Genomic DNA, 23,688 nt, shown 5'->3' on the forward strand with positions numbered 1-23,688 from the left:
TCCAGCAGGCGCCTGGCAATCGCACCGGTTTGCCTCAGGGCGGTCACGGCGGCGCGCTCCGAGTCCAGACTTTCTGCGCTGTCCAGCGGTCTTTTGCGCCCCAGCCATATTTGTAACTTTCGCGTCCGCGCAGGAAATCGAACTCCCTCGCGCCCTCGCTGGCGGCCCCGGCGACGGCATGGCCGATCAGGATCGCGCCGGGGCTTTCCTCGGCATAGGCCGGATCGAAACCGCCGAGATAAGCATAGGCCCGGTCGCGGTGATGGAATCCATAATAGGCACCGACGACGGCATTGCCGATCTCGATCGTCAGGCAGCGCGCCAGGCCGTTATCGGCAAGCCGCGGCAGCGCCCTGCGATGAAATTCCACCGCCATGTCGGACAGCACGCCCCCGCCATGACCGGCCCAGCGCGCCCGATGCAGCCGGATCAGCCTCTCGAGAAATATCTGCGGATCGGACTCGCCGAGGCTGACGACAACGGCTCCCCTTCGCCGGGCAGCTCGCTCGGCGCGGCGCAACTGGCGTCTTCGTCTCGCGGGAACCGAGCGGGCCAGGGTTCGATCGCCGTCGAGCGGCAGCACGGGACAGGCGGCGTGCGCCATCGCTCGGCGTTCTTCGGCATTCGGCAGTTCGAGGCTCATCGATAAGGCGTTGGCCGGGAGGTCGGGCAGGATCCATTGCGACCATGTGAGCGTGAGCACCGCGTCGGCAATGGCGGTGCCAGCCTCTACCTCCAGTTCCGGCGCGCACAAGATGTCGAGGTAGTCGCTCAGGGAAATGCCGATGGGGAGCAGGCGCTGGTCGCGATCATGCCTTTCGACATAGAGCGGCGCCAGGCCGGCGAGGGCGTCGCCACTCCATACTGCAATGGCCGCAAGGTCGCCGGGCGCGAATGTCCGCCACCACGGAATGAGCCAGGCAGGAGACTGGAACGGCGTGGCCGATATGCTCCGCCGCCAGAGCCGCCACCAATGCGGCTCCAGGTCCTCGAATGCTCTCGCGTCACGAATGATCTCGGTGCGTAGACCGCCCATCAGCCGGTTCCCAGCAAGGCGCGACGGGTGCCAAGCTTCGCCAGCGCTTCGTAAGCATCCATGTAGGATGTGATCATGCGCTCAAGCGAGAAGCGGCGGCGCGCCTCGGCCCGGCATGCCTCGTGGTCCAGGGCTCCGGAAGCGATAATGGCCTTTGCCATCTCCTCGACGTCATTGACCAGGAAACCGGTCCTGCCGTGCTGGACGACATCGGGAAGGGCGCCATTCGGGAACGCGACGACCGGCGTGCCGCAGGCGAGCGCCTCCATCGCGACAAGTGAGCTTGTTTCGGCGGCAAGGCTGGGAATGACAAGGCAGCGGGCGGTGTTGAGCAGCCGCCGCTTGGCCAGAAAGCCCAATGGTCCAAGAAAGCGCCGCTGCCGATCGAGCCGAGGGCGGACCTCGTCGGCGAAATAGCGCAGATGGGTCTCGTAGGGATAGACCTGGCCGGCGATCGCCAGGGGCACGCCAGCCCGCTTGGCTGCCTCTATCGCGAGATGGATGCCCTTTTCGGGGCAGATGCGGCTGAGCACCAGCGCGAAATTGCGCCGCCACCGGGGCTGGTTCAGCGCCTCGATATCAACACCGTTTGGAATAGGCTTCGCAAGCCTCGACCCTGCCGGCGCCGTCCTGTGCTGCGCCTGCGAGACCGCGTGCAGCCACAAGTCCTCACGTGACGGCGCCAGCACCTCAGGCGGGTACCAGCCGAGCGGCAGATGCAGTGTCACCAGGGTGGGACCGTCGTCAGGCAGATAGGCATCAAAATCGATCCCGTGGAGATGAACGACATCGATGGGCCAGCGAGCGCGGGCGGCCGCGATCGCATCGCGATGCGTTTCATGAGCTCGGTCCTTCGCCGCCCCGTCGAGCACGCCTGTTTCGGCTTGCGTCTCTACCAGGACGCCGGCCGTGCTTGAGCCGTGGCAGGCGACAACAACCGAACGGTGGCCTTCTTCAACCAGCGCCCGATCCAGCGCCGACAGCACCTGCTCGGCTCCGCCGACCGCATCCGGCCCGACGGGCGCGAGGGGATAGGCGACGTTGAGGACAGTCAGTGTCATCGCTGATCGCGCCCGCCCTCACCACGCCGCCGACACACGTTGCGTTGCTGCCATGTCGTCGCCGATCGCGGGAGCGTAGCGCCGGATCATCGCCGCGCAGAACTCGGCGAATTCCTCAGGGACTTGGGGCGGGCTGGTGTGATGCGGCTGCAGGCCCCGATGCTCCGGGGTGAAGCAGAAGGTGACGGTGACGTTGAAGTCGGCCAGCGCCTCCATCTGACGATCGAACCAGTCCAGCGCATTCGGCCGAAAACTGTCGGCCCAGGACAGGCCGGTGCGTAGATGTGTGACGCCCAGACGTTCCATCCAGGCAACAGCGTCGTCCAGCCGATGGTCCTCATAATGGAACCACTGCACCAGGCCCATTTGCGGAGTGTGGCGCACAAACTCCTCGAGTGCCGGCTTGGGCGTGCCGTCCTCGCGAAGCAGGCCCATGTAGAAGTGCCTGTAATAGGACGAACCTTCCGCTTCCCGATGGCGCGTCGTCGCCTCCCACGAACGCGGCAGGTCATAGAGGCTGTACCACTGGACGCGCGGCGCAAGTCCGAGCAAAAGCTCCGCCGTCCGGCGCAAGCCCCACACTTGCACTTCCTCGGCGCCGAAGGTCGAGACACCGACTTCGCTGACCCACACCGGAATGTCCGCGACCGTCGCGATCTCTCCGAGCTTGTGAGGCCACTCGTGGATTTGCCAGAGGTTCCAGTCCAGCGGGAAGCCATGCACCGCGACCGCGTCGACATGGTCAAGGACACCGAATTCCTTCATCCGAGTCATGAAGCCGGCATCGATCGGCGAAATGCCGCCCAGCACCCTTGTGATGGCAGGATTTTCCCGGCCGATCGCATCGGCCGCCAGAGTCGCCATTGTGGCAAAACGGCTCCAGTCCGGATCGAGGTCCGGGTCCCAGTGCGATTTGTTGTTGGGCTCGTTCCAGATCATGGCGGCTTCAATCATTGGTCTCTCCCGTCGAAGGATAGACGGCGGCGCTGCCGGTCGGTTCGCCGGACGCGCGGCAGAAATAGACCTCGTCTTCCGGGTGGAGCAGGATGTCGAAACCGGCGCTGCGCAGCATCGCTTCGGTGCAGGCACGGTTGGGAATCCACCAGTTGGTGGGGTCATCGGCGTAGCAGTGCTCGATGAAGTGCAGTTTCGGAAATTCGGGCTGATCGAAGAGGTCGCGTGTCCAGAAATGGTAGTTCTGCTCAAGCGGCAGGACCTTGCCGCTGCCCCGCTGCATCGACTGGAAGATCATCAGGTCGCTTGCGACGTGCGCGCGGATCAGGTCGAGCGCCAGCAGCGGGTGGCGCAGGTGGTAAAGCACGCCCATGAACAGCACGATGTCAAAGCGCTCGCCGATCGATGCGACGTCGTAAACCGACAGTTCCCTGAACTCGATGTCGCAGTCAGCGATCTCAGCGGCGAAGCGCGCCTGGGCGAGATAGGCTTGGTCGAAGTCGATTCCGAGCACGCGATCGGCGCCGCGTTTCTTCATTTCGATCGAGTAAAAGCCGGCGTTGCAGCCGATATCAAGCACCGACTTGCCCGAAAGGTCAGTCGGGATTGCATCTGCGAATTTGCGCCATTTGATCAGCGGGTAGTTGCCGAGGAAATGATCGGGGGCGGTCTCCACACCCGCTAGCTCCATATTGTGAAACCACGGCCCCAATGCGTCGATGCGCCGACGTATTTCCGTGCTGGAATGCAGCATGGCTAAGCTCCTTCGCCTGGAACAGTTGGCACTGGCGAGCGGTCCTGCGATGCGAATATCGGCAGGGTCCCATCGTCGACGGCATCGTTGCATTCGAGCAGCCTGAGCGCCGTGCGATAGCCGTTGAAAGTACCGACATCGACATAGGCGGTCCCGGCCTTGACGCCGTAAGCTTCACCTCCGCCGGCGAGATAAGCGTTGACCAGAGTGCCGAAATACTCGTCGAAGCCGTCGCGCTGGCGCCACAGCGCCGCCAGTTGATGGAAGATACTGCCCGGCATCTTGAAGGCGCCCCAGACCCAGTTTGTTGAGGCGTCAGCTTGCTTGACTTGGATCTGCTCGACCCGCCCGTCCCCATCGAGGACGACGGCGTCGAACAGTTCCGGGCGATCGACCGGAAACATCAGGAAGGACAGCCGATCGTCGGACAGGCGGCAGAAGCCATCTTCAGGGAACCAGATCGTATCCGGCAGGCCGACCAGGACCGTTTCTTCCGGCGTCACAAGCGGTGCTGCGCGGAAGATCGCATCACAGAGTCCAACCGGAGAAGGCTGGGCCACGAAGATTGCTGCGGCATTGTCATAGCCGCCGGCGTAATATTCGAGGATGTCCGACTTGCCCGAACCGATGATGAAGCAGATGCGGTCGACACCGTTGCGGACCATCCGCCGCACTAGATATTCGCTCACCGCGCATGGGCGCTCGGTCTGGCCGTCGAGCCGGCTGCCGACCGGCAGCAGCTCCTTGGAAAAACCAAGCGGTTGAATGCGGCTGCCGCGGCCCGCGGCAGGCACGATGCCCAACATCAGACGACTTCCTCCATTGTACCACTCGCCATGGACGAAAAAGCGTCGTTCAGAATGCGGTCGAGTTCGGCGGCGCGATGCGCGGACGTATGCTCGTCTAGCACGCGCTCCCGGGCGCGGCGGCCGAGCGTTTCGATCTCATTGTCCGACAGGCCAAGCGCGGCAACGACGTCGCCGGTGCCATGCGCCAACAGAATCTCGCTGCCGGGCGTGAAGAAGCTGTCGAGGCCGGCCCAGTCGTCGGAAATGATCGCAGTGCCGCAGGCGGCCGCCTCGAACAGACGGCCAGATGGGCACCAGCCCTGTCGCGCCATCGCCTCGCGGGTGACGTTGAGCGTCAGGCGCGAGGACGAGAAGAAGGCCGGGTGGTCGGCGGGCGGCAGGTGCCTGACGAAATAGATGTTGCTGCTCCAAGGGAAGTCCTGCGGGTACTGCGCCCCGCCGATGACGAAACGGCGCTGCGGTAATCGGGCCGCCGGAACGACGAGCAGCCTTTCCACGGCCGCCTGTCGATCCTCGGCATAGGTCCCGAGATAAGACAGGTCGGCGGCGAACTCGGACCTTGGCTGCGCCGGCCGGTGCCGGTCAGGATCGACATGGCCGTAAAGCGGCAGGACATGGCGCGCGCCGAGAATGCTCTTCAGTGTGTCGATCGCCGGCCCTCCTGTATAACTCAGGACCAGATCGAAATGGCGCAAGCTGTCCGGCTCGAGATAGAACGGGTAATCACCTCGCTCGATGTTCGCCAGCGTCACCGGTGTATCGAGGTCGTAGAACACTTTCAGGCCGCGACAGCTGTTGTTGGCGAGCCGAGAGGCCTCCACGGCATCCGGACAATAGGAGGTGACGATGACGACGTTGGCTTCGCGTACCGCGGCCTCAGCTTTCTGGCGGATGTCCTCCCAGTCCGGGTAGAGAACGATGTTCCCGCCATTGAGCCGGTCGATGTCCCTGGCGCCGGCATAGTAGGGCGTATCGCGCTCGAAGAAGCTGATCGACCAGCCAAGCGGTGCCAGCGCGCCGATCAGTCCACGCCAGAGCGTGGCATGCCCATTGCCCCACGAGGATGTGACGGTGAGGCCGAAAATAACCATGCGCATCGGTTACCGCTCCCGTCAGGCGATTTCATTCAAACGGATCAGCTTGGAACCCCAGTCGCCGTGGACGACCGTTGTTATGGAGGCCGGCGCGATATCGAAGCGGAAGCAGTCGCCGAGCGGCAGGCCGAGGATCGCGCAGACAGCCGCCTTGATCACATCGGCATGGCTGACAAGCGCGATGCACTGATCCTGTCCATTCTCGCGCAGCGCGTTCATCAGGCCGATCATTCTGTGCTGCACGTCCAGCATGGTCTCGCCGCTCGGCGTCCGGGCGCTCTGGCGCTGGTCGTTCCAAAGCCGCCAGCTTGCGTCGCCATTCAGTTCTTCGAAGGTCTTTCCGGACCACTCGCCGAAGTCGATCTCGTCGAGTTCCTTGCAGATCGCGATCTTTTCGATCTCGCAAGCGATGGCGATCGGCTTGGCGGTCTCCAGCGTGCGCTCGCGCGGACTGCTGAAGATCGCGGCGAGCGGCTTTCGCGCCATCCGCCTCGCGAGATGCAACGCCTGCGCCTGGCCGGCTTCGCCGAGGCGAACGCCCTCGAGCCGCCCGGCCAGATACGATCCGACATGATCATGCGCCGCATGGCGGATGAGAAAAAACGTCGTGGTCATTCGGCGGCGTCCAGCATCGGCTCCTCATTACCGGCGATGAAGCCGAGCGTGCGCAGGCGCGCTTCTGCGTCGGTGAACTGCTCCGGCGGCGACTTCATGAAGTAGCTGCTGGGGCCTGTGAGCGCGCCGGCAATGCCGCGGTCGAGCGCCAGCTTTGCGCAGCGGACGGCGTCGATGACGACACCGGCCGAATTGGGCGAATCCCAAACCTCCAGCTTCAGCTCGGCATTGAGCGGCACGCCGCCGAAGGTGGTGCCCTCGACCCGGATATAGGCCCATTTGCGGTCGGTCAGCCACGGGACATGGTCACTGGGTCCGACATGGATGTTGCCGGCCTCGAGCGGGACGTCGATCTGGCTGGTGACGGACTGCGTCTTCGAAATCTTCTTCGATTCCAGCCGCTCGCGCTCGAGCATGTTGAGGAAGTCGGTGTTGCCGCCGAAGTTGAGCTGATAGGTGCGGTCGATGCGCACGCCGCGCTCGCGGAAGAGATTGGCGAGCAGCCGGTGCACGATGGTTGCACCGACCTGGCTCTTGATGTCGTCGCCGACCAGGGGAAGGCCGCGTTCCTCGAAGCGCCGGCGCCATTCCGGCCTCGAAGCGATGAACACAGGGATGCAATTGACGAAGGCGCAGCCGGCATCGAGTGCGCATTCTGCATAGAAATGCGCGGCCTCTTCGGAGCCGACCGGAAGATAGCATATGAGCACCTCGGTCCCGCTTTCCTTGAGCCGTGCGGTTACGTCTGCGACCTGTTCATCGGACTCTTCGATCGTGTCGCGGAGATATTTGCCGATGCCGTCGAGAGTCGGACCGCGCTCCACACGAACGCCGGTCGGCGCGACATCAGCGAAACGGAAGGTGTTGTTGGGCGCGGTGTAGATCGCTTCCGCTACATCGCGCCCAACCTTGTTTTCCGCAACATCGAAGGCGCAGACCACCTCGATATCGTCGACATGGTAGCCGCCGAGATTGGCATGCATCAGTCCGGGGATCGGCTCGTTGCCATTGGCGTGGCGGTAGTAGGAGAGACCTTGCACAAGGGATGATGCGCAGTTGCCTACGCCGACGATGCCGATACGAACTTTCTTCGATGTCACGAAACCACTGCCTCTTCGGTTGGAGGTAAGTTCCTCGCCGCCGAACCGGGAGCGGCCTCGAATGTTCCTTCGCGCTGCGAAAAATTGGTGAGCCTGATTGCGGATCAAACAGGCGCCGCTTCGCGTTGGCGGCCAGACAGCAAGGCAGGAGCGTATGATCGTCTTCGGCGACCACAAGCGAACGCATAGCGCAGAACAGCTCCGGGAGGCTGTCTTGGCCGCGGCTCGAGCGATCGGCGATCTGACTGCCGGCCTCGAACGTCACGCCGCTGTGGTGGATCTTTTCGTCACCGCCTCTGAACTTCTGCAGGGCCTTGCCGATGAGGAATTCGACATCGCAGGCGTCGACAGCAGTTCGTCGAGGCAGAAGCTGGGGTCGGCAATTCTCATCGAGTTGTCGCGGGAAGTGCTGCGGTCCTGGCAACAAGGATTTGCCCGAAGCGGAGCGCTCGATGCGTCGCTGCTTGCTAAGCTTGCCGCCATCGACTGCGGCGGCACGATAACCACCGGCCCAGCTGAAGGCTATGCGCTTTACGCCCTCTACCCGGAAACCTATCTGCTTGCCGCCCTGCGGTCCGGCCTGGGCGCAAACACCTGTGTCATCGGCATCCGCAGCATCGGACTCGGTCTCGCGGCGATGGTCGCCGCCGCCCTGCATGCGCCGCCGCCTATCAGCGTGCGACCGATCGGCCATCCGTTTTCCCGGCACATAAGTGCTGCGCCCGAACTCCTCGGATCTTGGGGCGACAGGCCGCAAGCCAAATTTGCTATCGTCGATGAAGGCCCGGGCCTCTCCGGCAGCTCCTTTCACGCTGTCATTGCATGGCTTCGCCGGCACGGGATCGACCAGGAGCGCATTCATCTCTTCCCGAGCCACCGCGGCGGACCGGGCGCGCAAGCTCCTTCCGAGACCGTCGCTGCCGCCTTGTCACAGTGCCAAGGCCATGTCGCGGAGTTCGAAGATGCCTTCGACGGCGCGGTCGCCCCCCGGCTGCGGGACTGGATAAGACATCTGCTTGGCAAGGCCGATGTTGAGCTTCATGAGATTTCCGGCGGGGCATGGCGCGAGTGTCTCTCTGCGCCGACAGGCGCCTGGCCGCCTGCATTCCCGGCGTTCGAGCGGCGCAAATTCATGGCTTCGTCCGGAGGCGAGCGCTGGCTGGTCAAGTTCGCGGGCCTTGGCGAGACAGGACAGCGCAAGCTGCGTACGGCCAAGGCACTCCACGAAGCGGGCTTTGGCGCTCGGCCTGCCGGCCTCTGCCACGGCTTCCTGGTCGAGCGCTGGCTCGATGCCGACAGGCTGGACCAGGGAGGGCGGGCAAGGGATTTGCTGATCGAATGGCTTGGGCATTACCTCGGCTGGCGCGCCGCCAGGCTGCGGACCGACGAGATCGGCGCGTCGCTGGACCAACTCGCACGCATGGCGGTGCAAAACTGCGAGGAAGCGCTGGGGGAGACGTCGGGGCACGCCTTGCAAACATGGTTTGCCCGACAGCCATCATCGTGTCCAACGCGCCGAGTCGAGATCGACGGACGGCTGCATTCTTGGGAGTTTCTGGTCCACCCGGATGGAACTTTGCGCAAGACGGACGCGGTCGATCATTGTCGCTCGCACGATCTTATCGGCTGCCAGGGCATAGAATGGGACATTGCCGGCGCGCTGGTCGAGTATGACCTTTGCGCCGCCGAGCTTTCGAAGCTGGTGGGCTGCATCGAGCAGGCGACATGGATCGACCGGGCTTTGGTCGACTATTTGGAGCCCTGTTATCTCGCGTTTCAGCTTGGCCTCTGGACGATTGCTGGGCAATCGCCCGAGGAGCAAGAGCGGATGCGCGCGACGCGCATGGTCGAACGTTACAAAGCTGGACTTGTCCGGCTTCTGGGCTGTTGAAGGCCAAGCCCGCAGGCGTCAGTCCAGCCTGCGCAGCATGTCGGCTTCTTGCTCCAGGATACTCGCCACTTCCTCCCGTTGCAGATGCGTCATCATCAGGCTGACGCAGCACTCGAGATAAGTGATGGAAGCTCTTCGCAGGAACGCGGCGGTTTCCGCCGCCGCCATCTGGTCGATGTCGTTGACTGATCGCTTCGGCTGCACAGCTCTTCCTCCATCGCGGTTGTCATTCCCCAACCGCAATATAGATTGGTTGTTCCGCCCCGGTGAAAAGATGCCGCTGCTTCAGAGCTGCAGGTTCTGCAGCTTTCCCCGACCCGCTCTGTCGATTGCAGCGACGGGCTCGATCGCGAGATCGTCCATCACTGAAAAGTAGACGATCGTCTGCAGCAGGCCTTGCCTGAGAGGCACCTCAGGCGACCAGCCGAGAAGCGCCTTTGCGCGGCCTATGTCGGGGCGCCGCCGGCGCGGATCGTCCTCAGGCAGAGGCAGGAACTTCACGGGCGATCTGGTGCCGGTCAGCTCGCGTACCAGTCTTGCCAGTTCGAGGATCGAGAACTCCCCCGGATTGCCAAGATTGACCGGTTGGCGGGGGTTGGGATCGACATCCATCAGGCGTCGCAATCCCTCGACCAGATCTGTGACATAGCAGAAGGAGCGGGTCTGCCGGCCGTCGCCGAATATGGTCAGCGGCCGTTTCTCGATCGCCTGCATGACCAGATTGGAGACAATGCGGCCATCGGCGGGGTCCATCCTGGGTCCATAGGTGTTGAAGATTCGGGCGACGCGAATATCGGCCATCTCGGCGCGCAGATAGTCGAAGCATAGCGTTTCAGCGGCGCGCTTGCCCTCGTCGTAACAGGCTCGCGGTCCGGTGCAGTTGACGTGACCGACATAGTCCTCGCGCTGCGGATGCTGTTCCGGATCGCCATAGACCTCGCTTGTCGATGCCTGCAGGAAGCGGGCGCCGTTGGTGGCGGCGAGCTCCAAAAGGTTGAGGGTCCCGATGACACAGGTGCGGGTCGTATGGATCGGGTCAGCTTGATAGCGAGGCGGCGATGCCGCGCAGGCCAGGTTAAAAACGCGATCGACAGGTTCACCGAGTTCCAGCGGGGTGCAAACATCCTGCTCGATCAGTCGAAAGCGCGCCTGGCCGACCAGCGAACTGACATTCTCCATTCTGCCGGTGAGGAAATTGTCGACGCAGATCACGCGATAGCCGTCATGCAGCAGCGCCTCGCACAAATGCGAGCCGAGGAAACCGGCACCGCCAGCAACAAGCGCCGTCCGTGTTTGTTCAGCCCTTCTTGATCGCCGCATCTCGATGGTCTCCTGTCTGCCGCTCATGCTGCACTTTCGACGTCCAGATCGACCGCCGGACGCGTCCCGACAGACGGCGTCAACGCCGAAACGAATTCACGTGCCCTTGCCATGGCGGTATGTCCTGAAAGCACCGCCTCGCGCGCCAGTCTGGCCATGTTGAGCCTTGCCCGCTCGGACTTGGCGCTGAGGATCTTTTCTACATCTCCAGCATCGGACGCCGTCTCGATCGCCGGTCCTGGGAAGAAATCGTCAAGCCCAGGCCAGCGGTCGCTTATGATCGGAGTGCCGCAGGCAGCGGCCTCGAAAAGCCGCACGCTGGGCGACCATCCGGCCGCGATCATCGATGCCCGCGTAAGGTTCAATGTGTATCGCTGGCGGCTGTAGAAGGCGGCATGTTCGGAAGGTGGCAGGTGCTCGATCCGCCCCACATTGTCCGGCCAGGCGACGTCGGGCGGATATTGCGAGCCGGCCACGACGAAGGGGCGGTCAGGCAGGCGCCGCGCAGGCTCCAGAAGCAGCGCTTCCAATGAGGGCTGCCGGTCCGCACTATAGGTGCCAAGATAGCCAAGGTCCCATTCGACGGCGTGTCTGGTGCGACGATGTCGCGTTGGATCGACGGAGCAATAGAGCGCCTTCGCCCGGCGGGCGCCGAACTCGGACTCCAGCCGCGCCAGGGTCGGCCCGCCGGTGAAGGAGAAATAGTCGTCAAAATAGGGAATCTGCCGGCGGGCAAGATAGTCGCAATCGTCCTCGGCAACCCGCGCCAGCGTCACCGGGGTGTCGATGTCGTAGAAGCAGAACTGCCCCGTGCACAGCGAAGCAAGGTCGTCGATGATCGCTCTGCCTTCCGGCACGAAGGAGCCTATCACCACGGCGTCGGCGCGCTGCAGCTCCTGCCGGTGGTTGCGGCGCAGCTCCGAGACTGTCTCGTAGTAGCGCAAGTCGCAGAAATCGGGGTCGCGCAGGTCCCGGTGATGCGCGTACCAGGGGACGTCGCGTTCGAGGAAGGTGACGCGATGGCCGAGCTCGTTGAGCGCACGCAGCAGTCCCCGGAAAGTCGTCGCATGGCCGTTGCCCCAGGACGAAGACAGGGAAAGTCCGAGGAAAACGATGTCGAGCGGTTTCGTCATTCCGCAGCCTCCATTGCGCGGCGCTCGAAATGCGCCTTGAAGATGTCGTCCACCAGCCGAGCCCTCAGCGTGTAGGTATGCTCGGCCAGAACGCGCCGCAGCGCTGCCGCGCCGATCGCGTGCGCCAGTTGCGGCGTCAGCGTCCGCATGATTTCGGCGACATCGGCGCCGTCACGCGCGACCAGGATCTCTTCGCCAGGGGTCAGGAACAACTCGATGCCGAGCCAGGCGTCGGTCAGCAGGCACGCGCCGGCCCCAGCCGCTTCAAAGACGCGTGTGGCGGGCGAAAACCCGTTGGCCGCCATGCTGTCGCGGCTGATGTTGAGCACGGCCTTCGGCGTGACGTTGAAGGTGTTGTGATTGCTGGTGCCGACATGCCCCAGCCATGAAACGTTCGCCGGCAGCGGCTTGTCGTCCCAGCCGGAGCCGCCAAGCAGGAAGCGCTGGCCGCCGAGCTTACGGGCCGGGTCGAGGAAGAAGGCGTCGACGCGCGCCTCGCGGTCGGGCAGCCGGTTGCCGAGGAAGGCCAGGTCGCAGGCGAAGCGCGGGTTTGCGGCGACGGGATGATGCGTCTCAGGATCGAGCGCATTGTAAATCGCCACGCATTCGGCCGCGCCGAGCGCACAATAATCCCAGACGACCGGGTCGCCGCCGCCATAAGTCAGCACGATGCCGATCCTCTTCAGCGCCTCATGCAACGGATGGTCGGCATCGTTGCGCAATTCGCTTAGGGTCGCCGGCGCATCGACATCCCAGAAGACGGTCAGCGCGTCTGGGCGGGCATTGTCGAGAACCGCCTGCAGTAGCGCATCGTCTTCGAAGCCGACGCCGCTCGCCTTGACCACAACGTCTGCCTGCGCGGCACGCGAGGCGACCTGCATTAGCGCATTCGCTGTCGGCTCGTAGACGACGACGCTGCACCAGTCCGGCGCCTCGATGTCGCGATGCTTCTGCCGGTCATAGACGTCGGGTTCATAGAAGACGATGTCATAGCCGCGCTGCGACAGCGCTTTGAGCAGGCCTCGATAATAAGTGGCGGCGCCGTTCCAGTAGGACGACAGGAGGCTTGATCCGTAAAAGGCTATTTTCATGCGGCGGCCTCCGTTGCAGGTTTGATTTCACTGGCGTCGCGATTGCCGCATGCGGCGAGGATGGCGAGCAATTCGTCGGCGCGGTGTCGGCATGTGTGCCGCGCACGGATGGTCTCCAGGCCCGATGCGGCCAGCGCTTCCGCAAGCTCGCGATCGTTCAGCACATCGCGGAGGTGACCACTCATCTCGGCGCCGTCGCGGGCGAAGAGGAAATCCGTTCCGGCGCGGAACAGCCCTTCGATATCCGACCAAGGTGCCGAGACCAGCGGGATGCCGCAGGCGAGCGCCTCGAACATGCGAATAGTCGGAATGCCGGGCAGACTCTCCCGGTAAGGCGTGCGCGGGATGTGCATGGTGGCGCGATGCCGGGCGAAGGCCTTCGGCACATCGGCATTGGCGATCCAGCCCTCATAGCGCAGGCCGGTATCCGCGAGCGCGGTGATTGCATCCGGCGGATAGCGCACGCCGTGCACGGTTCCCGACAGTCCAAGCGCGCTTGCCGGCTCGATCAGGAATTCGGCGATCTCGGCACTGCGCTCGTCGTCGCCCCAATTGCCGATCCAGACGAGATCAGACTCACGGTCGATCTCGGGCAACGGCTTGAACAGCCGTTCGTCCGCCGCCTCATGCCAGGTGAAGACCCGTCTGCCCCAGCCGGCGCGGAGATAACTCTCCCGCAGCACTTCGCCGAAGACTAGCACTCCGTCATAATGCTCCAGCTGAAGCGCCGCGATCGCCTCGGTCGCCGATACGGCGCGGTGATGGGTGTCATGGAACAGGAGTGTGAAGTTGCAGTAGGCTCGCGCCCGTCCGATACGCGCGACAAGTTCTTTGTCCGTCCATTCGTGGACGATCACGACATCCGCGCCGGCGAGCCACGCTTCGTGCTCAAAGCCGGGATCGTAGGCGGCCACCATTAGTTCCGGAAAATCCTTGCGAAAGCGCTCGACGGCGAAGGGGCCTTGCTCGGCGAGCAGGTTCGATCGGCTCCAGCCATCGGCGGGCTCCAGCGCGGCCACCCCATGGCCGCGCGCGACAAGCTCGCGCATGATGCCGCGCTGGAAATGCGCGTTGCCATGGTTCCAGTCGGAAACCGCCGAATGGGTGTAGAACAGAAAACGCATGGTCAACGCCCCGCTGCGGTCAGCGCCGCCCGGTTGTAGATGTCCCGCATCATCCTCACCTGCTTGCCCAGCGAGAATTGGCGTGCCTGCCGCGCAGCGCGCCTGCCGAGCTTCCGCCGCAAGCTTTCGTCGCGAGACAGGTTCTCGATGCAGCCGGCCAGCGCATGTGGATGGCGCGGATTGAAGAACATGGCCGCGCCATCCCAGATCTCGCGGTAGGTCGCGATATCGGCGAGCACCAGCGGCGTGGCCGAAAGCGCGGCCTCCAGGGCGGCCAGCCCGAAAGGCTCGTAGATGGAAGTTGAAACGAAGATGCCGGCTCGCCTCATCAGACGGCGAACCTCGCGGTGGTCGATTGAACCAAGCGGGACGCAGTTGTCGAAACGCGCGCGCTGTCCGTCAGGCCCGGCGAGCGGGCCGACGACCTGAACGGGCCAGTCGCAGAGCGCGGCGGCGGCGTCGAGCGATGCAGCGTTCTTGCCCTCGTCCCACCAGCGTGCGGCGGCGAAGACGAAAGGCTCGCGCCGCCCGGATCTCGGGCCTGGCAGGGCGCCATTGTGGACAACGCTCAAGCCAGCGATCGCGCCGTAGCAGGCTTGGAGCATCTCGGCATGGCTTCGGCTCGGAGCGACAGCGATGTCGGCACGATCTAATCCGGCCCTGTTGCGATCTCGCTGCCAGGACCAATCGTCCGCCGGCGCCTGCCCACGCACCGCGTGCAGCCATGTCGCCACGCATGAATGCGAGACCGCGACGATAGGACATGCCAGATCAAGCCCGGCCGCTTGCGTCGGCGCATTGAGATGGACGAGATCGATCGCATAAGTCTCGGCAAGGGTCTGCAACTCGCCGGGCAAACGGCGGAGATCGTCTTCGTCGCGCGTCATCCAGTCCGGCGGGCATTTCAGCCAAACCAGCGTGGCGAAAGACCGCGCCTCTCGCGCCTGCTCCGGAGAAGGTTCGGGTCCCAGCCCGGCAAGCACGATGCTGTCGCCGCCGGCCGCCAGCTCGCGCGTCAGGTCGAGGCAATAGCGCCACACCCCGCCGACGGCGTCGGTCGTCATCAGGATGCGCCGCGGACGATGGATCAGTGATTGCAGCATGAGGACTCCAACTCAGCCAGCGCATGCGGGCGCTGGTCCTGGATGTCGCTGAAGGAGCGGAAGGAGGCGAGGTAGTGCTCATGCGCACGCTCCCAGGCGAGGTCGTCGGGTTCGCCCCAGAGTTCGCGGTAGCTGGGAGAGCTCGGATAGGGGTAGAGCGGCACGGGCTCGTTCGCCCAGACGCCGTGATCGATGAGGTGCTTGCGCCAATAATCCACCAGCGCCGGATCGTCCTCGACGACGCCGATCAGATTGGCCTGGACGAAAGGCACGTTGCGGCGGGCGTCGATGAGAAGCGCGGCCAGACCCTCTGTATCGAGTCGGCAGCGCTTGGCCAGCATCGCACGGCCTTCCACCGTCAGGCTTTCAAGACCGGCCTCGATCGACACGCAGCCGGCCGCGCCGAGCAGTTCCAGCAATTCCGGCTTCCACAGGTCGATGCGGGTCTGGACGCCGAACTGGACGTCGCGATCGACCAGCGCTTCCAGCAGCGCCTTCTGCGGCAGGAAGATCTCGTCGATGAAATAGATGTAGCCGACCCCTTGTGCGATCAGCCTGTCGATCTCGGCGACGATGGCATCGTGATTTCGGCGTCGATAGGCATCGCGAAAATCGATCTTGGCGCAAAAGCTGCAATTGTAGGGGCAGCCGCGGGAGGCCTCCACCTCGGCGCCAGCGCCCTTCTGGACGGCATCGAACCTGTGGTGGTGGTGGCCATGCGCCGCGATCCAATCGGACGGCCAAGTGAGCGCCGGATGATCGATGAACGAACTGGCATGAACGCCGCCATTGCAGGCCAGACGCCCGCCCTGGAGGCGAGCCGTATGCGCGACCTTGCTCCAGTCGCCTTCCCGTGCAAGCGCTGCCACGACCTCCTCGCATTCGCCGCGCACGACTACATCGACGCCGAGCTTGCGCAAGGTGGGGGCTGGCGTCGCCGACCCATGCGGTCCGACCGCCACCGTGCGTCCGCCGCGCCCGGCGAGATGATTGAGGAATTCTCCAGGAACGCGCAATTCCGGCGGCGCGCAGCGCCAGAACAGATAGGTTGGCGCGGTGGTTACGACCGTCATATCCGGCGCGAATGCCGCCACACGCTCGGCCAGCGCCGCGTTATCGAGGCTCTGAAGTTGTCCATCGAGCATAAGCACATCGTGGCCATCGGCTTCCAGCATTGCCTTCGAATAGCCGAGCTCCAGCGGCAGATGCGGCTGACGGCAGCCGAAATAGATGCTGTGCTCGTATGTCCAATAAGGATTGACCAGGGCTACCTTCATGCGACGTACCTCGTGGCTTCGGGACGCGATTGGAGCCGATGCCGCAGCAACCAGCTGGCGAGATCGCAGACGCCTTCGCGCCATGGGACCTGCGCCTGCCAGCCGATCGCGGCTTGCAGCTTGCGCGTATCAGCGACGAAGAAGGGCTGATCGCCGACGCGCCCGCGGTCGTGGCGGATCGGGATGTCGCTGCCGGTCATGTCGGCGATCTCCGCCAGCAGCACGCGCAGGCTGACCGCGTTGCCCGGGCCGCCGCCCAGATTGAACGCCTGGCCCTTGAAGTCCTCGATCCCGGCCAGCACGCCGCGATAGGCGGCCACGGCATCGGACACATGCAGGATGTCGCGGACCTGCCTGCCATCGCCGTAAATGGTAATCGGCTGGCCGGACAGCGCGCTGAGGAGAAAATGCGCGACCCAGCCCTGGTCCTCGGTGCCGAACTGGCGCGGCCCGTAGATGCAGCTCATACGAAGCACCGCTGTCGGCAGTCCGTAGGATTTGGAATAGTCGAGCACATACTGATCGGCCGCGCCCTTCGAGCAGCCGTAGGGCGTGCAGAAATCAAGGCCGACCTTCTCATCGACACCGCTCGTACGCACCTCCTCGTCGAACGGTTCATAGCGATCGTCGGCTTGCCGCACCGTGATCTGGGGCAGGCTGCCATAGACCTTGTTGGTGCTGGCGAAGACCAGGGGAGCTCCAGTGCCGCGGGCCGCTTCCAGCACGTTGAACGTGCCCTTGAGGTTGATGTCGAAGTCTTCAGCAGGATCGGTCAGGCTAGTCGTCACCGCTGTCTGAGCGGCCAGATGGAAAATCGCTTTGGCCGGCGCCAACGCTGTGGCCAACGCGCTCAGATCGCGTATGTCGACGATTTCGGCGATGAGCCGGTCGCCGTGCTTCTGCGCCAGCCAGTCGAGATTCTGCTCGACGCCTGGCCGGCTGAGATTGTCGACGACCAGGACTGTTTCCCCGTCAGACAGCAGGCTGTCGGCGAGATTGGAGCCGATGAAACCGCTGCCGCCGATAACGGCCACGGGCGCCCTGCGAGCGTGACGGTGCGTCTGGGTCATGAGACCAATCCCCGCTCTTCCAGCTCGCGCCGCATGTCGGCGCCCCGATCGACGACGACGCTGTTGCGAACCCAGGCGGCGAATTCGCCGAGCGAATTTTCCAGACGATGCCTGGGCTCGAAGCCGAGCAGCTCGCGCGCCTTGGCAATGTCGGCGAAGCAGTTGCGGATGTCGCCGGAGCGCGCCTTGCCCAGGATTTCAGGCGGGCGCTTGGGGACGCCCATCGCCTTGGCAAGAACACGGGCCACTTCGCTGATCGAATAAGCGTGGCCACTGCCGATATTGATGGCATGCCCGGCGGCCTGGCGTTGCTTAAGCGCCAGCCGGAACGCGGTGGCGACATCGCGCACATGCACGAAGTCGCGCTTCTGCTCGCCGTCCTCGAAGATCGTCGGCCGCTTGCCGTTGGCGAGGCGCGAGGCGAAGTTGGCGAGAACGCCGGTATAGGGATTGGAAAGTGCCTGTCCGGCGCCGAAGACGTTGAAGAGGCGCAACGCCACGGCGTCGATGCCATAGGCCTGGCCGAAGATCAGCACGGCGCGCTCCTGCGCGTATTTGGTCAGCGCGTAGATCGAGGCGAGATCCGGCCGCTTCTCCTCGTCGGTCGGAACCGGCGACAGGGTTTCGCCCGACGCCGATCTGAGATCCCAAAGGCCGTCCTTGATGTCGGTGGGCTTGCGGCGCGCATTGTCGATCCGCTCGCCTTCCGCGGTACGGTAGAGGCCTTCGCCATAGATGCTCATGGAGGACGCGACGACGATCCGTTCGACCGGATGCTTGATGAGTGCGTCGAGCAGCACCGCCGTGCCGAGGTCGTTGGTGCCGACATAGCGGGCGATCTCGTACATTGACTGGCCGACGCCGACCTCGGCCGCCAGGTGGATGACCGCGTCCATATTCGAAACCGCCTCGGCGACCGCGTCGCGATTGCGCACGTCGCCCTTGATCAGCTCGGCTCCGGTCGGAAGATTGATGGCTTCGGCGCCGTGCACCTGATCGACGAGCGCGTCGAGCAGGCGCACCTGATAGCCATGGTTAGTGAGCTCCTGGGCGACGTGGCGGCCGATGAAGCCGCAACCTCCCGTAACCAATACGCGTTTCACGATGACTCCCTTGCGGATTTTGCTTCGGCGCCCCGAACTGCGCGGTAAAAGGTTTGTTCCCTGCTTCAACAAAGTTCCCGCCGCCCGAGGTCACGCAGCTCGCACGTGGGCTGTGCAACCCGCTGGAACATTGCCTGTTGGCTGCTGTTAGGACCGCTCACCAATCCCCTCTGCGAGAAAGGGAAATCCATGTCCGAGGCCAAGACGACCACCAATCACGACGAGATCCGGAAATGGGTGGAAGAACGGGATGGCCGGCCGGCCGTCGTTCGCACGAAAGGCAAGGGCGGCATTCTGCGCATCGATTTCGGCGAGCCCGAAGATACGCTGGAACCGATCGAGTGGGACGAATTCTTCCGCATTTTCGACGAGAACGATCTCGCCTTCCTGCATCAGGATGAAGCCGGCAAAGGCGGAACGAGCCGCTTCAACAAATTCGTCGAGCGCAACCAGAAGGACTAGCTGCTCGAGAAGCTGGTGTCATGGCGCCGTTGCAGAGAGGAGGCCCCTTCAACGGCGCCGCGGCAGGCGGTCAGGCTGCCGCATTTGTTCGTGCCGCTCAATCGAGAGGCTTATCCGTTGGCCTGGGCGTCGGCCCGGCCTCGCGCCGGCGGCCGGCATTGCGGTTTGCGACACGGCTGTCGAGCGGCGAGGCCGAGGGCTCCGGGGCGCCGGCGGTCTTCGGAGCCGTCGGCGCTGCGCCCGCATCGCTGTCCTGCGCATCGCGATGCGGACGCGGGAGCCCTTCGGGGTCGGGCGACTTCACTGCGGGCTTGGAGGAGGTGTCTTTCGGTCGAGCCATTGCGAACCTCTATGTTTGACGCGATTCAGCCGTGTGGGCGCATCACCACCTTGATGCAGCCGTCCTGCTTGTCGCGAAATGTCTTGTAGAGCTCAGGTCCTTCCTCCAGACCGGCGCGGTGGGTGATGACGAAGGACGGGTCGATCTCGCCGCTTAGCACCTTCTGCAGCAGCGGCTCAAGATAGCGGTGGGTGTGGGTCTGGCCCATGCGGAATGTCAGCCCCTTGTTCATCGCCGCGCCGAACGGAATGTGATCCACCAGTCCGATATAGACGCCGGGCACCGAGATGGTGCCGCCCTTGCGGCAGCAATAGATCGCCTCGCGCAGCACATGCGGCCGGTCGGTGCCGAGATAGACGGTGGCCTTGGCCTTATCGAGCATGGAATCGGACGTGGCCGTGGCATCGGCCTCGGTGCCGACGCAGTCGATGCAGCTGTCAGGGCCGCGACCGGCGGTCATGGCCATGAGGGCATCGTAAATATCGGAGTTGCTGAAATCGAGCGTCTCCGCCTTGCCGTAGTCGCGCGCCATGGCGAGCCGTTCCGGCACCTTGTCGATGGCGATGACGCGGCCAGCGCCGAGCATCCAGGCGCTCTGGATGGCGAACTGACCGACCGGTCCGCATCCCCAGATGGCGACAGTGTCGCCTTCCTGGATGCCGGCGTTCTCGGCCGCCATGTAGCCGGTGGGAAAGATATCGGAGAGGAACAGCACCTGCTCGTCGTCCATACCGTCGGGCACCTTGATGGGACCGACATCGGCAAAGGGGACGCGCAGGTACTCGGCCTGTCCTCCCCAATAGCCGCCGACCAGATGCGAATAGCCGAACAGGCCCGCGGGCGACTGGCCCATGACCTTGGCGGCCTGCTCGGCGTTTGGGTTCGACCGGTCGCAGAGCGAGAACAGGCCGTTCTCGCAAAACCAGCACTCGCCGCAGGAGATGTTGAAGGGGACGACGACGCGATCACCCTTCCTGAACTTCGTGTGAGCGCGGCCGACTTCCACCACTTCGCCCATCGTCTCGTGGCCCAGCACGTCGCCCGATTTCATCGTCGGCATGTAGCCATCCATCAGATGCAGGTCGGAGCCGCATATGGCGCAGCAGGTGACCTTGATGATGATGTCACGGTCGTTCTCGATCGCCGGATCGGCGACCTGGTCGCAACGAATATCGCCTTTGCCGTGCCATGTGAGGGCTTTCATGGGGTTGTTCCTTGGGTTGTCGATGCTTGGGAGCTAACGGGCCGAACTGGCGCCGGGCGGCAATGTTCCCGGATCAGAGCCCGCCTTTTCAGCCATTCTTCGCCGAACCCGGTTCGGCCATGTCGCGGTGCTGTTCGGCCAGCGTGCCGGCTGGTGTGACATGAGCGGCGGCGACCTGCATCTTGTTCTTCCAGCCGCTGACCACTTGCTCCTCGCCGGCCATCATGGCGTCGTAGCCGTCCCTGGCCACATCGGCGGGGTTGTCCTTCTCCTGCACGCGGATTTCGGTATCCATCATGTCGGCGCGCTGGAAGAAGCGGTCTGGGTGGCCCCCGGCATCAGCACGGTCACGCTCACGCCGCTGTCCTTCAACTCGTGGCGCAGCGCGATGGCGAAGGAATCGATGAAGGCCTTGGTTCCGTTGTAGACCGCCTGGAACGTGCCGGGCATGAAGCCGGCGATCGAGCCGGTGAACAGGATCCGGCCGCGACCACGCTCGACCATCTTGCGGCCGAGCCGATGGGCCAAATAGACTGTTCCTGTGATGTTGGTGTCGATGACGCGGCGCGCCTCGGCCCAATCCTGGTCGACAAACCCCGGCCCAGGCCGCGCCCTGCATTGAGGAGCAGAAGATCGATGTCGCGGTCGCCGATCTCGGCGATCAATTTGTCGGCGCCGTCCTCGCTTGCAAGGTTGGCCTCCGCCGCGTCGACCGAGACGCCATGCGATCGGAGCGCCTCCGCGGCCTCCTCGATGGCCGGCTCATCGGCTACGATAACCAGATCGTAGCCGTCCTTGGCGCAGAGTTTCGCGAGCTCCTTGCCGATGCCGCTCGAGGCGCCGGTGACGACCGCCATTTTGCCGTTTTCCATTTCGATCCTCCTGCGTGGTTCGGCCGAACATCCGGTTGGACCGAATGTTCCTCGCGCAGCGAGGATTCGGTGCGGCCGATTGCAATGCGGTTGCCTGGGGAACCGCGCGGGCGCTCGGCTGTTGGATCGGCAAAGGAGCAATGGCCATGGGACTCTTTTCCGACCTGAATAAGAAGCTGACCGAAAACCTCTATGCCCATGGAAGCTATCTGAGCGATCCGAGCGCCGACCTGCCGCAGCGCGTGGAGGAGACGGTCGATCTGTTGATGCCCTTCGTGAAGCCCGAAGCGCGGGAAACGGTGAAGCTGCAGATCCTCGGCATCATCCACGAGCATATCTTTGACGAGGAGTAACTCCGGCAATCGCTCGATCGCCCGGAGACACGAGCCGTCGGGATGCTTTCATTCCGAACGCCGGGATCCGTGCTGCTTTTCGGCCTCGCGCAGCACCCGCACAACGGCATCCACTGGAGAGGGGTGCGTTGTAGGCTGGGCTTTCCAGCGCCACAGATGGCGAAACAACTTCTCAAGCTCGGCATCGCAACAACCTCCTTGCCCTATCGAACCTGGAACGAGGAGCGATGTTCGTTCGCGGCTAGCGGAAGAGCGCGGCGAAGAGAAATGCGACCGCGGCCAAGACAATCAGCGCGACAATGACCAGGACCGGGCCGTTTCTGCGCGGCTGGAGATCGGGAGCGTTCTCCGGCGGTCGCATCGCGTTGGCAAAGCTCGCCTGATTCGTGAAATTGGGTTTATGCCCCGCGCCTTGAGCTGCGGGACTTGGCGCAGCGGCGGCTTCTGCATCGGTTTCCAGAGGGGCGGCTGCTGGATCAAAGCCGGGCGTCTTATCCTGCGAGGCGCCTGCTTGGATGTCGCCACGCTGCTCGGTCGGAGATCGCAACTTCGATGGCATTTGCCGTCTCCTTTACCCTCGAAGGGCGCGTTATGTCAGTGCAGCAACGAGCCTCCGCGGGCGCGCGCGATGCCGCGCATGATACCATTGAGCCAATCGGCAGTGGATGAGCCGGTAGGTCTGTTGTCGATGTCCTCAAGTGCACGTTCCAAGGTCAGTTCGACGAGGCGATCGGAAGCTCTGGCATCGTCCAGCAGCAGGCGCGCGGCGAGCCGGAGTTTGGGCAACAGCGAGACCACGTCGTCCGCCACGGTTGCCGGCTGCGCAACAGTGGAGGTCATTGGCTCAAGCAGCGGTTCTGGCGAGAACAGCGCGTCGGCGAGGGCGGTCCGGCTTGAGGACTTGCTGCTTACGAAACGCAGATGCTCGGGAACAGCGATCTCGTCATAGCCGCTGAAGAATACGAACGGCACGTTGCGGCTCATCAACTCGTCCGCAATCGGGAAAACGTGTCTCCCCTGGAGATCAACGTCCAGGATAGCCGCCTCGGCTGTCTGCGCATGTCGTCCGGCCTGCTCTACGGTCGCGACCGGCCCGAGGATGATGGCGCCCATGTCGGAAAAGAACTTGGCTAGATCGCTGGCCAGCAGCCACTCGTCTTCCGCGATCAAGAGGTGAAGTCTCCTGAGGTTTCGCACGCGAAGCTCCTTCAACTCGCATTCCGACGTGATGCGACCTCGGCCCTGGCGTGCTGCGCCGACACCGGCGCGCGCGACAATGAGGTCGGTAGGAAGCCAGATCTAGAACGCAGTGACGGGTGAACCGTTCTGGCCGCTCGCGGCGCACGTCCGATATATCGATACGGCAGGTGACTACATGGACCCATTTCCCCGGCCTGCGGTTCGGCACGAGGCGGGTGTCGGCCGGGAAGCATGACGATGACGACCGCATCAAGCGATCGCGCGAGGGATATTTCACGAGTGCAAACCTGGTGGCGATTCATGGTCTCAGCACTCCTTTTGTCTTTACGTTCCGGATCGCGGGATGTGAGTCTGGCGGCGCGACCGCAACACGTGAAAGCAGAAAGGCCGGCCTCCGGAGCGAGCCTTTGGTCGAGCGAAGCGTCCTCGGCGGGAACCTTGCTTTCGCCAATGGGTTAATGTGTCGTCGTTAACTTATGTTAGGACAAGCCGGTGGCACGGAAAGTTCATGAAGTGCCCAGCCCAGAGGAATTGCCCTCCGACATCACAAGTGCGGAGCGCGAGATGGCCCTGGCGCTCGGTACGTTGGCACACCAGGAAGCGCCGTCTCGAATGTTGGAACTGGCGCGAAGGCTGGACGCTGCGATCGCGCTGCGTGCGTGCAAAGCCCGTCCGAATTGACTTTTAACGGACAACATTCTGATCTCGCCGATCCGGAACAA

Annotated in this window: 24 protein-coding genes and 1 pseudogene; 3 read left to right on the forward strand and 22 right to left on the reverse strand. The window is 63.8% G+C overall.

The window, feature by feature from the left end; all coding sequences use genetic code 11:
* Positions 1-43 precede the first annotated feature (43 nt).
* From CK230_RS28775 to CK230_RS28810, 8 genes are read right to left on the reverse strand one after another with little or no spacing between them, the layout of a single operon-like run.
* A complete protein-coding gene (locus CK230_RS28775; RefSeq protein ID WP_095820190.1) occupies positions 44-1,036 on the reverse strand; it encodes a GNAT family N-acetyltransferase in 993 nt (330 codons plus the stop codon).
* Positions 1,036-2,097 (reverse strand): glycosyltransferase, encoded by a 1,062-nt coding sequence (locus tag CK230_RS28780; RefSeq protein WP_095820191.1) that lies wholly within the window; start codon positions 2,095-2,097, stop codon positions 1,036-1,038. Before CK230_RS28780 ends, CK230_RS28775 begins: the two co-directional genes overlap by 1 nt.
* Before the next feature lie 18 nt (positions 2,098-2,115).
* Entirely contained in the window at positions 2,116-3,051 is a 936-nt protein-coding gene (locus CK230_RS28785; protein ID WP_095820192.1) for a beta-xylosidase, read from the reverse strand.
* Positions 3,044-3,805: a TIGR04290 family methyltransferase gene (locus CK230_RS28790; RefSeq protein WP_095820193.1), complete on the reverse strand. Its 762-nt coding sequence runs from the start codon at positions 3,803-3,805 to the stop codon at positions 3,044-3,046. Before CK230_RS28790 ends, CK230_RS28785 begins: the two co-directional genes overlap by 8 nt.
* A gap of 2 nt (positions 3,806-3,807) precedes the next feature.
* A complete protein-coding gene (locus CK230_RS28795; protein WP_095820194.1) occupies positions 3,808-4,611 on the reverse strand; it encodes a nucleotidyltransferase family protein in 804 nt (267 codons plus the stop codon).
* Complete coding sequence (locus CK230_RS28800) at positions 4,611-5,711, reverse strand: glycosyltransferase (protein WP_095820195.1); 1,101 nt, start codon at positions 5,709-5,711, stop codon at positions 4,611-4,613. The genes CK230_RS28795 and CK230_RS28800 overlap by 1 nt, the downstream gene beginning before the upstream one ends.
* Positions 5,712-5,726: 15 nt before the next feature.
* The gene (locus tag CK230_RS28805) at positions 5,727-6,323 is read right to left on the reverse strand and encodes a histidine phosphatase family protein (RefSeq protein ID WP_095820196.1); all 597 of its coding nucleotides are present in this window, start codon (positions 6,321-6,323) and stop codon (positions 5,727-5,729) included.
* A complete protein-coding gene (locus CK230_RS28810; RefSeq protein WP_095820197.1) occupies positions 6,320-7,423 on the reverse strand; it encodes an inositol-3-phosphate synthase in 1,104 nt (367 codons plus the stop codon). The genes CK230_RS28805 and CK230_RS28810 overlap by 4 nt, the downstream gene beginning before the upstream one ends.
* A gap of 154 nt (positions 7,424-7,577) precedes the next feature.
* Here CK230_RS28810 and CK230_RS28815 point away from each other — a divergent pair, with 154 nt between their 5' ends.
* Positions 7,578-9,314 carry a hypothetical protein gene (locus CK230_RS28815; protein WP_095820251.1) on the forward strand — a complete coding sequence of 579 codons (1,737 nt, stop codon included), beginning with the start codon at positions 7,578-7,580 and terminating at the stop codon, positions 9,312-9,314.
* Positions 9,315-9,332: 18 nt separating this feature from the next.
* Here the strand turns inward: CK230_RS28815 and CK230_RS28820 are convergent, their stop codons facing one another.
* The 9 genes from CK230_RS28820 to CK230_RS28860 form a co-directional block, all read right to left on the reverse strand.
* Positions 9,333-9,518, reverse strand: a complete 186-nt coding sequence (locus CK230_RS28820) for a hypothetical protein (protein WP_095820198.1) — start codon at positions 9,516-9,518, stop codon at positions 9,333-9,335.
* Positions 9,519-9,599: 81 nt separating this feature from the next.
* Positions 9,600-10,634: a UDP-glucuronic acid decarboxylase family protein gene (locus tag CK230_RS28825; protein WP_095820252.1), complete on the reverse strand. Its 1,035-nt coding sequence runs from the start codon at positions 10,632-10,634 to the stop codon at positions 9,600-9,602.
* Between the two features lie 23 nt (positions 10,635-10,657).
* The gene (locus CK230_RS28830) at positions 10,658-11,767 is read right to left on the reverse strand and encodes a glycosyltransferase (protein ID WP_095820199.1); all 1,110 of its coding nucleotides are present in this window, start codon (positions 11,765-11,767) and stop codon (positions 10,658-10,660) included.
* Complete coding sequence (locus CK230_RS28835) at positions 11,764-12,858, reverse strand: glycosyltransferase (RefSeq protein WP_095820200.1); 1,095 nt, start codon at positions 12,856-12,858, stop codon at positions 11,764-11,766. Before CK230_RS28835 ends, CK230_RS28830 begins: the two co-directional genes overlap by 4 nt.
* Positions 12,855-13,982 carry a glycosyltransferase gene (locus tag CK230_RS28840; protein WP_095820201.1) on the reverse strand — a complete coding sequence of 376 codons (1,128 nt, stop codon included), beginning with the start codon at positions 13,980-13,982 and terminating at the stop codon, positions 12,855-12,857. The genes CK230_RS28835 and CK230_RS28840 overlap by 4 nt, the downstream gene beginning before the upstream one ends.
* A 2-nt stretch (positions 13,983-13,984) precedes the next feature.
* On the reverse strand, positions 13,985-15,085 hold the full coding sequence (locus CK230_RS28845; RefSeq protein ID WP_095820202.1) for a glycosyltransferase family 4 protein: 1,101 nt from the start codon (positions 15,083-15,085) through the stop codon (positions 13,985-13,987).
* On the reverse strand, positions 15,070-16,362 hold the full coding sequence (locus CK230_RS28850; protein WP_095820203.1) for a TIGR04295 family B12-binding domain-containing radical SAM protein: 1,293 nt from the start codon (positions 16,360-16,362) through the stop codon (positions 15,070-15,072). Before CK230_RS28850 ends, CK230_RS28845 begins: the two co-directional genes overlap by 16 nt.
* Entirely contained in the window at positions 16,359-17,432 is a 1,074-nt protein-coding gene (locus CK230_RS28855; protein ID WP_095820204.1) for an NAD-dependent epimerase/dehydratase family protein, read from the reverse strand. Before CK230_RS28855 ends, CK230_RS28850 begins: the two co-directional genes overlap by 4 nt.
* Positions 17,429-18,535 carry an SDR family NAD(P)-dependent oxidoreductase gene (locus CK230_RS28860; RefSeq protein ID WP_095820205.1) on the reverse strand — a complete coding sequence of 369 codons (1,107 nt, stop codon included), beginning with the start codon at positions 18,533-18,535 and terminating at the stop codon, positions 17,429-17,431. Before CK230_RS28860 ends, CK230_RS28855 begins: the two co-directional genes overlap by 4 nt.
* A 189-nt stretch (positions 18,536-18,724) precedes the next feature.
* On the opposite strand from CK230_RS28860, the gene CK230_RS28865 reads away from it, so the two are divergent.
* On the forward strand, positions 18,725-18,997 hold the full coding sequence (locus tag CK230_RS28865) for a hypothetical protein (RefSeq protein ID WP_095820206.1): 273 nt from the start codon (positions 18,725-18,727) through the stop codon (positions 18,995-18,997).
* A gap of 97 nt (positions 18,998-19,094) precedes the next feature.
* On the opposite strand, the gene CK230_RS28870 is transcribed toward CK230_RS28865, so the two are convergent.
* The 3 genes and pseudogenes from CK230_RS28870 to CK230_RS28880 all read right to left on the reverse strand — a co-directional run bounded on the left by CK230_RS28870 (position 19,095) and on the right by CK230_RS28880 (position 21,413).
* A complete protein-coding gene (locus CK230_RS28870) occupies positions 19,095-19,337 on the reverse strand; it encodes a hypothetical protein (protein WP_095820207.1) in 243 nt (80 codons plus the stop codon).
* A gap of 25 nt (positions 19,338-19,362) precedes the next feature.
* The gene (locus CK230_RS28875; protein ID WP_095820208.1) at positions 19,363-20,541 is read right to left on the reverse strand and encodes a zinc-dependent alcohol dehydrogenase; all 1,179 of its coding nucleotides are present in this window, start codon (positions 20,539-20,541) and stop codon (positions 19,363-19,365) included.
* 88 nt (positions 20,542-20,629) lie between these two features.
* Positions 20,630-21,413: pseudogene (locus CK230_RS28880) on the reverse strand (SDR family NAD(P)-dependent oxidoreductase).
* A 44-nt stretch (positions 21,414-21,457) separates the two neighbouring features.
* Between CK230_RS28880 and CK230_RS28885 the strand changes: the two are divergent.
* Complete coding sequence (locus CK230_RS28885) at positions 21,458-21,766, forward strand: hypothetical protein (protein WP_245430084.1); 309 nt, start codon at positions 21,458-21,460, stop codon at positions 21,764-21,766.
* Positions 21,767-22,007: 241 nt separating this feature from the next.
* Here CK230_RS28885 and CK230_RS28890 read toward each other — a convergent pair whose 3' ends face one another.
* Together CK230_RS28890 and CK230_RS28895 are read right to left on the reverse strand one after the other, a co-directional pair.
* Entirely contained in the window at positions 22,008-22,325 is a 318-nt protein-coding gene (locus tag CK230_RS28890) for a hypothetical protein (protein ID WP_095820209.1), read from the reverse strand.
* Between the two features lie 35 nt (positions 22,326-22,360).
* Positions 22,361-22,936 (reverse strand): response regulator, encoded by a 576-nt coding sequence (locus tag CK230_RS28895; RefSeq protein ID WP_245430085.1) that lies wholly within the window; start codon positions 22,934-22,936, stop codon positions 22,361-22,363.
* Positions 22,937-23,688 lie beyond the last annotated feature (752 nt).

This window comes from Mesorhizobium sp. WSM3859, from assembly GCF_002295065.1.
In the GTDB taxonomy this organism is placed as follows: domain Bacteria; phylum Pseudomonadota; class Alphaproteobacteria; order Rhizobiales; family Rhizobiaceae; genus Mesorhizobium.

Excerpts from the sequence above, each read along its gene's own strand:
- CK230_RS28775 (WP_095820190.1), bottom strand. The coding sequence starts at position 1,036 with ATGGGCGGTCTACGCACCGAGATCATTCGTGACGCGAGAGCATTCGAG.
- CK230_RS28780 (WP_095820191.1), bottom strand. The coding sequence starts at position 2,097 with ATGACACTGACTGTCCTCAACGTCGCCTATCCCCTCGCGCCCGTCGGG.
- CK230_RS28785 (WP_095820192.1), bottom strand. The coding sequence starts at position 3,051 with ATGATTGAAGCCGCCATGATCTGGAACGAGCCCAACAACAAATCGCAC.
- CK230_RS28790 (WP_095820193.1), bottom strand. The coding sequence starts at position 3,805 with ATGCTGCATTCCAGCACGGAAATACGTCGGCGCATCGACGCATTGGGG.
- CK230_RS28795 (WP_095820194.1), bottom strand. The coding sequence starts at position 4,611 with ATGTTGGGCATCGTGCCTGCCGCGGGCCGCGGCAGCCGCATTCAACCG.
- CK230_RS28800 (WP_095820195.1), bottom strand. The coding sequence starts at position 5,711 with ATGCGCATGGTTATTTTCGGCCTCACCGTCACATCCTCGTGGGGCAAT.
- CK230_RS28805 (WP_095820196.1), bottom strand. The coding sequence starts at position 6,323 with ATGACCACGACGTTTTTTCTCATCCGCCATGCGGCGCATGATCATGTC.
- CK230_RS28815 (WP_095820251.1), top strand. The coding sequence starts at position 7,578 with ATGATCGTCTTCGGCGACCACAAGCGAACGCATAGCGCAGAACAGCTC.
- CK230_RS28825 (WP_095820252.1), bottom strand. The coding sequence starts at position 10,634 with ATGCGGCGATCAAGAAGGGCTGAACAAACACGGACGGCGCTTGTTGCT.
- CK230_RS28830 (WP_095820199.1), bottom strand. The coding sequence starts at position 11,767 with ATGACGAAACCGCTCGACATCGTTTTCCTCGGACTTTCCCTGTCTTCG.
- CK230_RS28835 (WP_095820200.1), bottom strand. The coding sequence starts at position 12,858 with ATGAAAATAGCCTTTTACGGATCAAGCCTCCTGTCGTCCTACTGGAAC.
- CK230_RS28840 (WP_095820201.1), bottom strand. The coding sequence starts at position 13,982 with ATGCGTTTTCTGTTCTACACCCATTCGGCGGTTTCCGACTGGAACCAT.
- CK230_RS28845 (WP_095820202.1), bottom strand. The coding sequence starts at position 15,085 with ATGCTGCAATCACTGATCCATCGTCCGCGGCGCATCCTGATGACGACC.
- CK230_RS28850 (WP_095820203.1), bottom strand. The coding sequence starts at position 16,362 with ATGAAGGTAGCCCTGGTCAATCCTTATTGGACATACGAGCACAGCATC.
- CK230_RS28855 (WP_095820204.1), bottom strand. The coding sequence starts at position 17,432 with ATGACCCAGACGCACCGTCACGCTCGCAGGGCGCCCGTGGCCGTTATC.
- CK230_RS28865 (WP_095820206.1), top strand. The coding sequence starts at position 18,725 with ATGTCCGAGGCCAAGACGACCACCAATCACGACGAGATCCGGAAATGG.
- CK230_RS28870 (WP_095820207.1), bottom strand. The coding sequence starts at position 19,337 with ATGGCTCGACCGAAAGACACCTCCTCCAAGCCCGCAGTGAAGTCGCCC.
- CK230_RS28875 (WP_095820208.1), bottom strand. The coding sequence starts at position 20,541 with ATGAAAGCCCTCACATGGCACGGCAAAGGCGATATTCGTTGCGACCAG.
- CK230_RS28885 (WP_245430084.1), top strand. The coding sequence starts at position 21,458 with ATGTTCCTCGCGCAGCGAGGATTCGGTGCGGCCGATTGCAATGCGGTT.
- CK230_RS28890 (WP_095820209.1), bottom strand. The coding sequence starts at position 22,325 with ATGCCATCGAAGTTGCGATCTCCGACCGAGCAGCGTGGCGACATCCAA.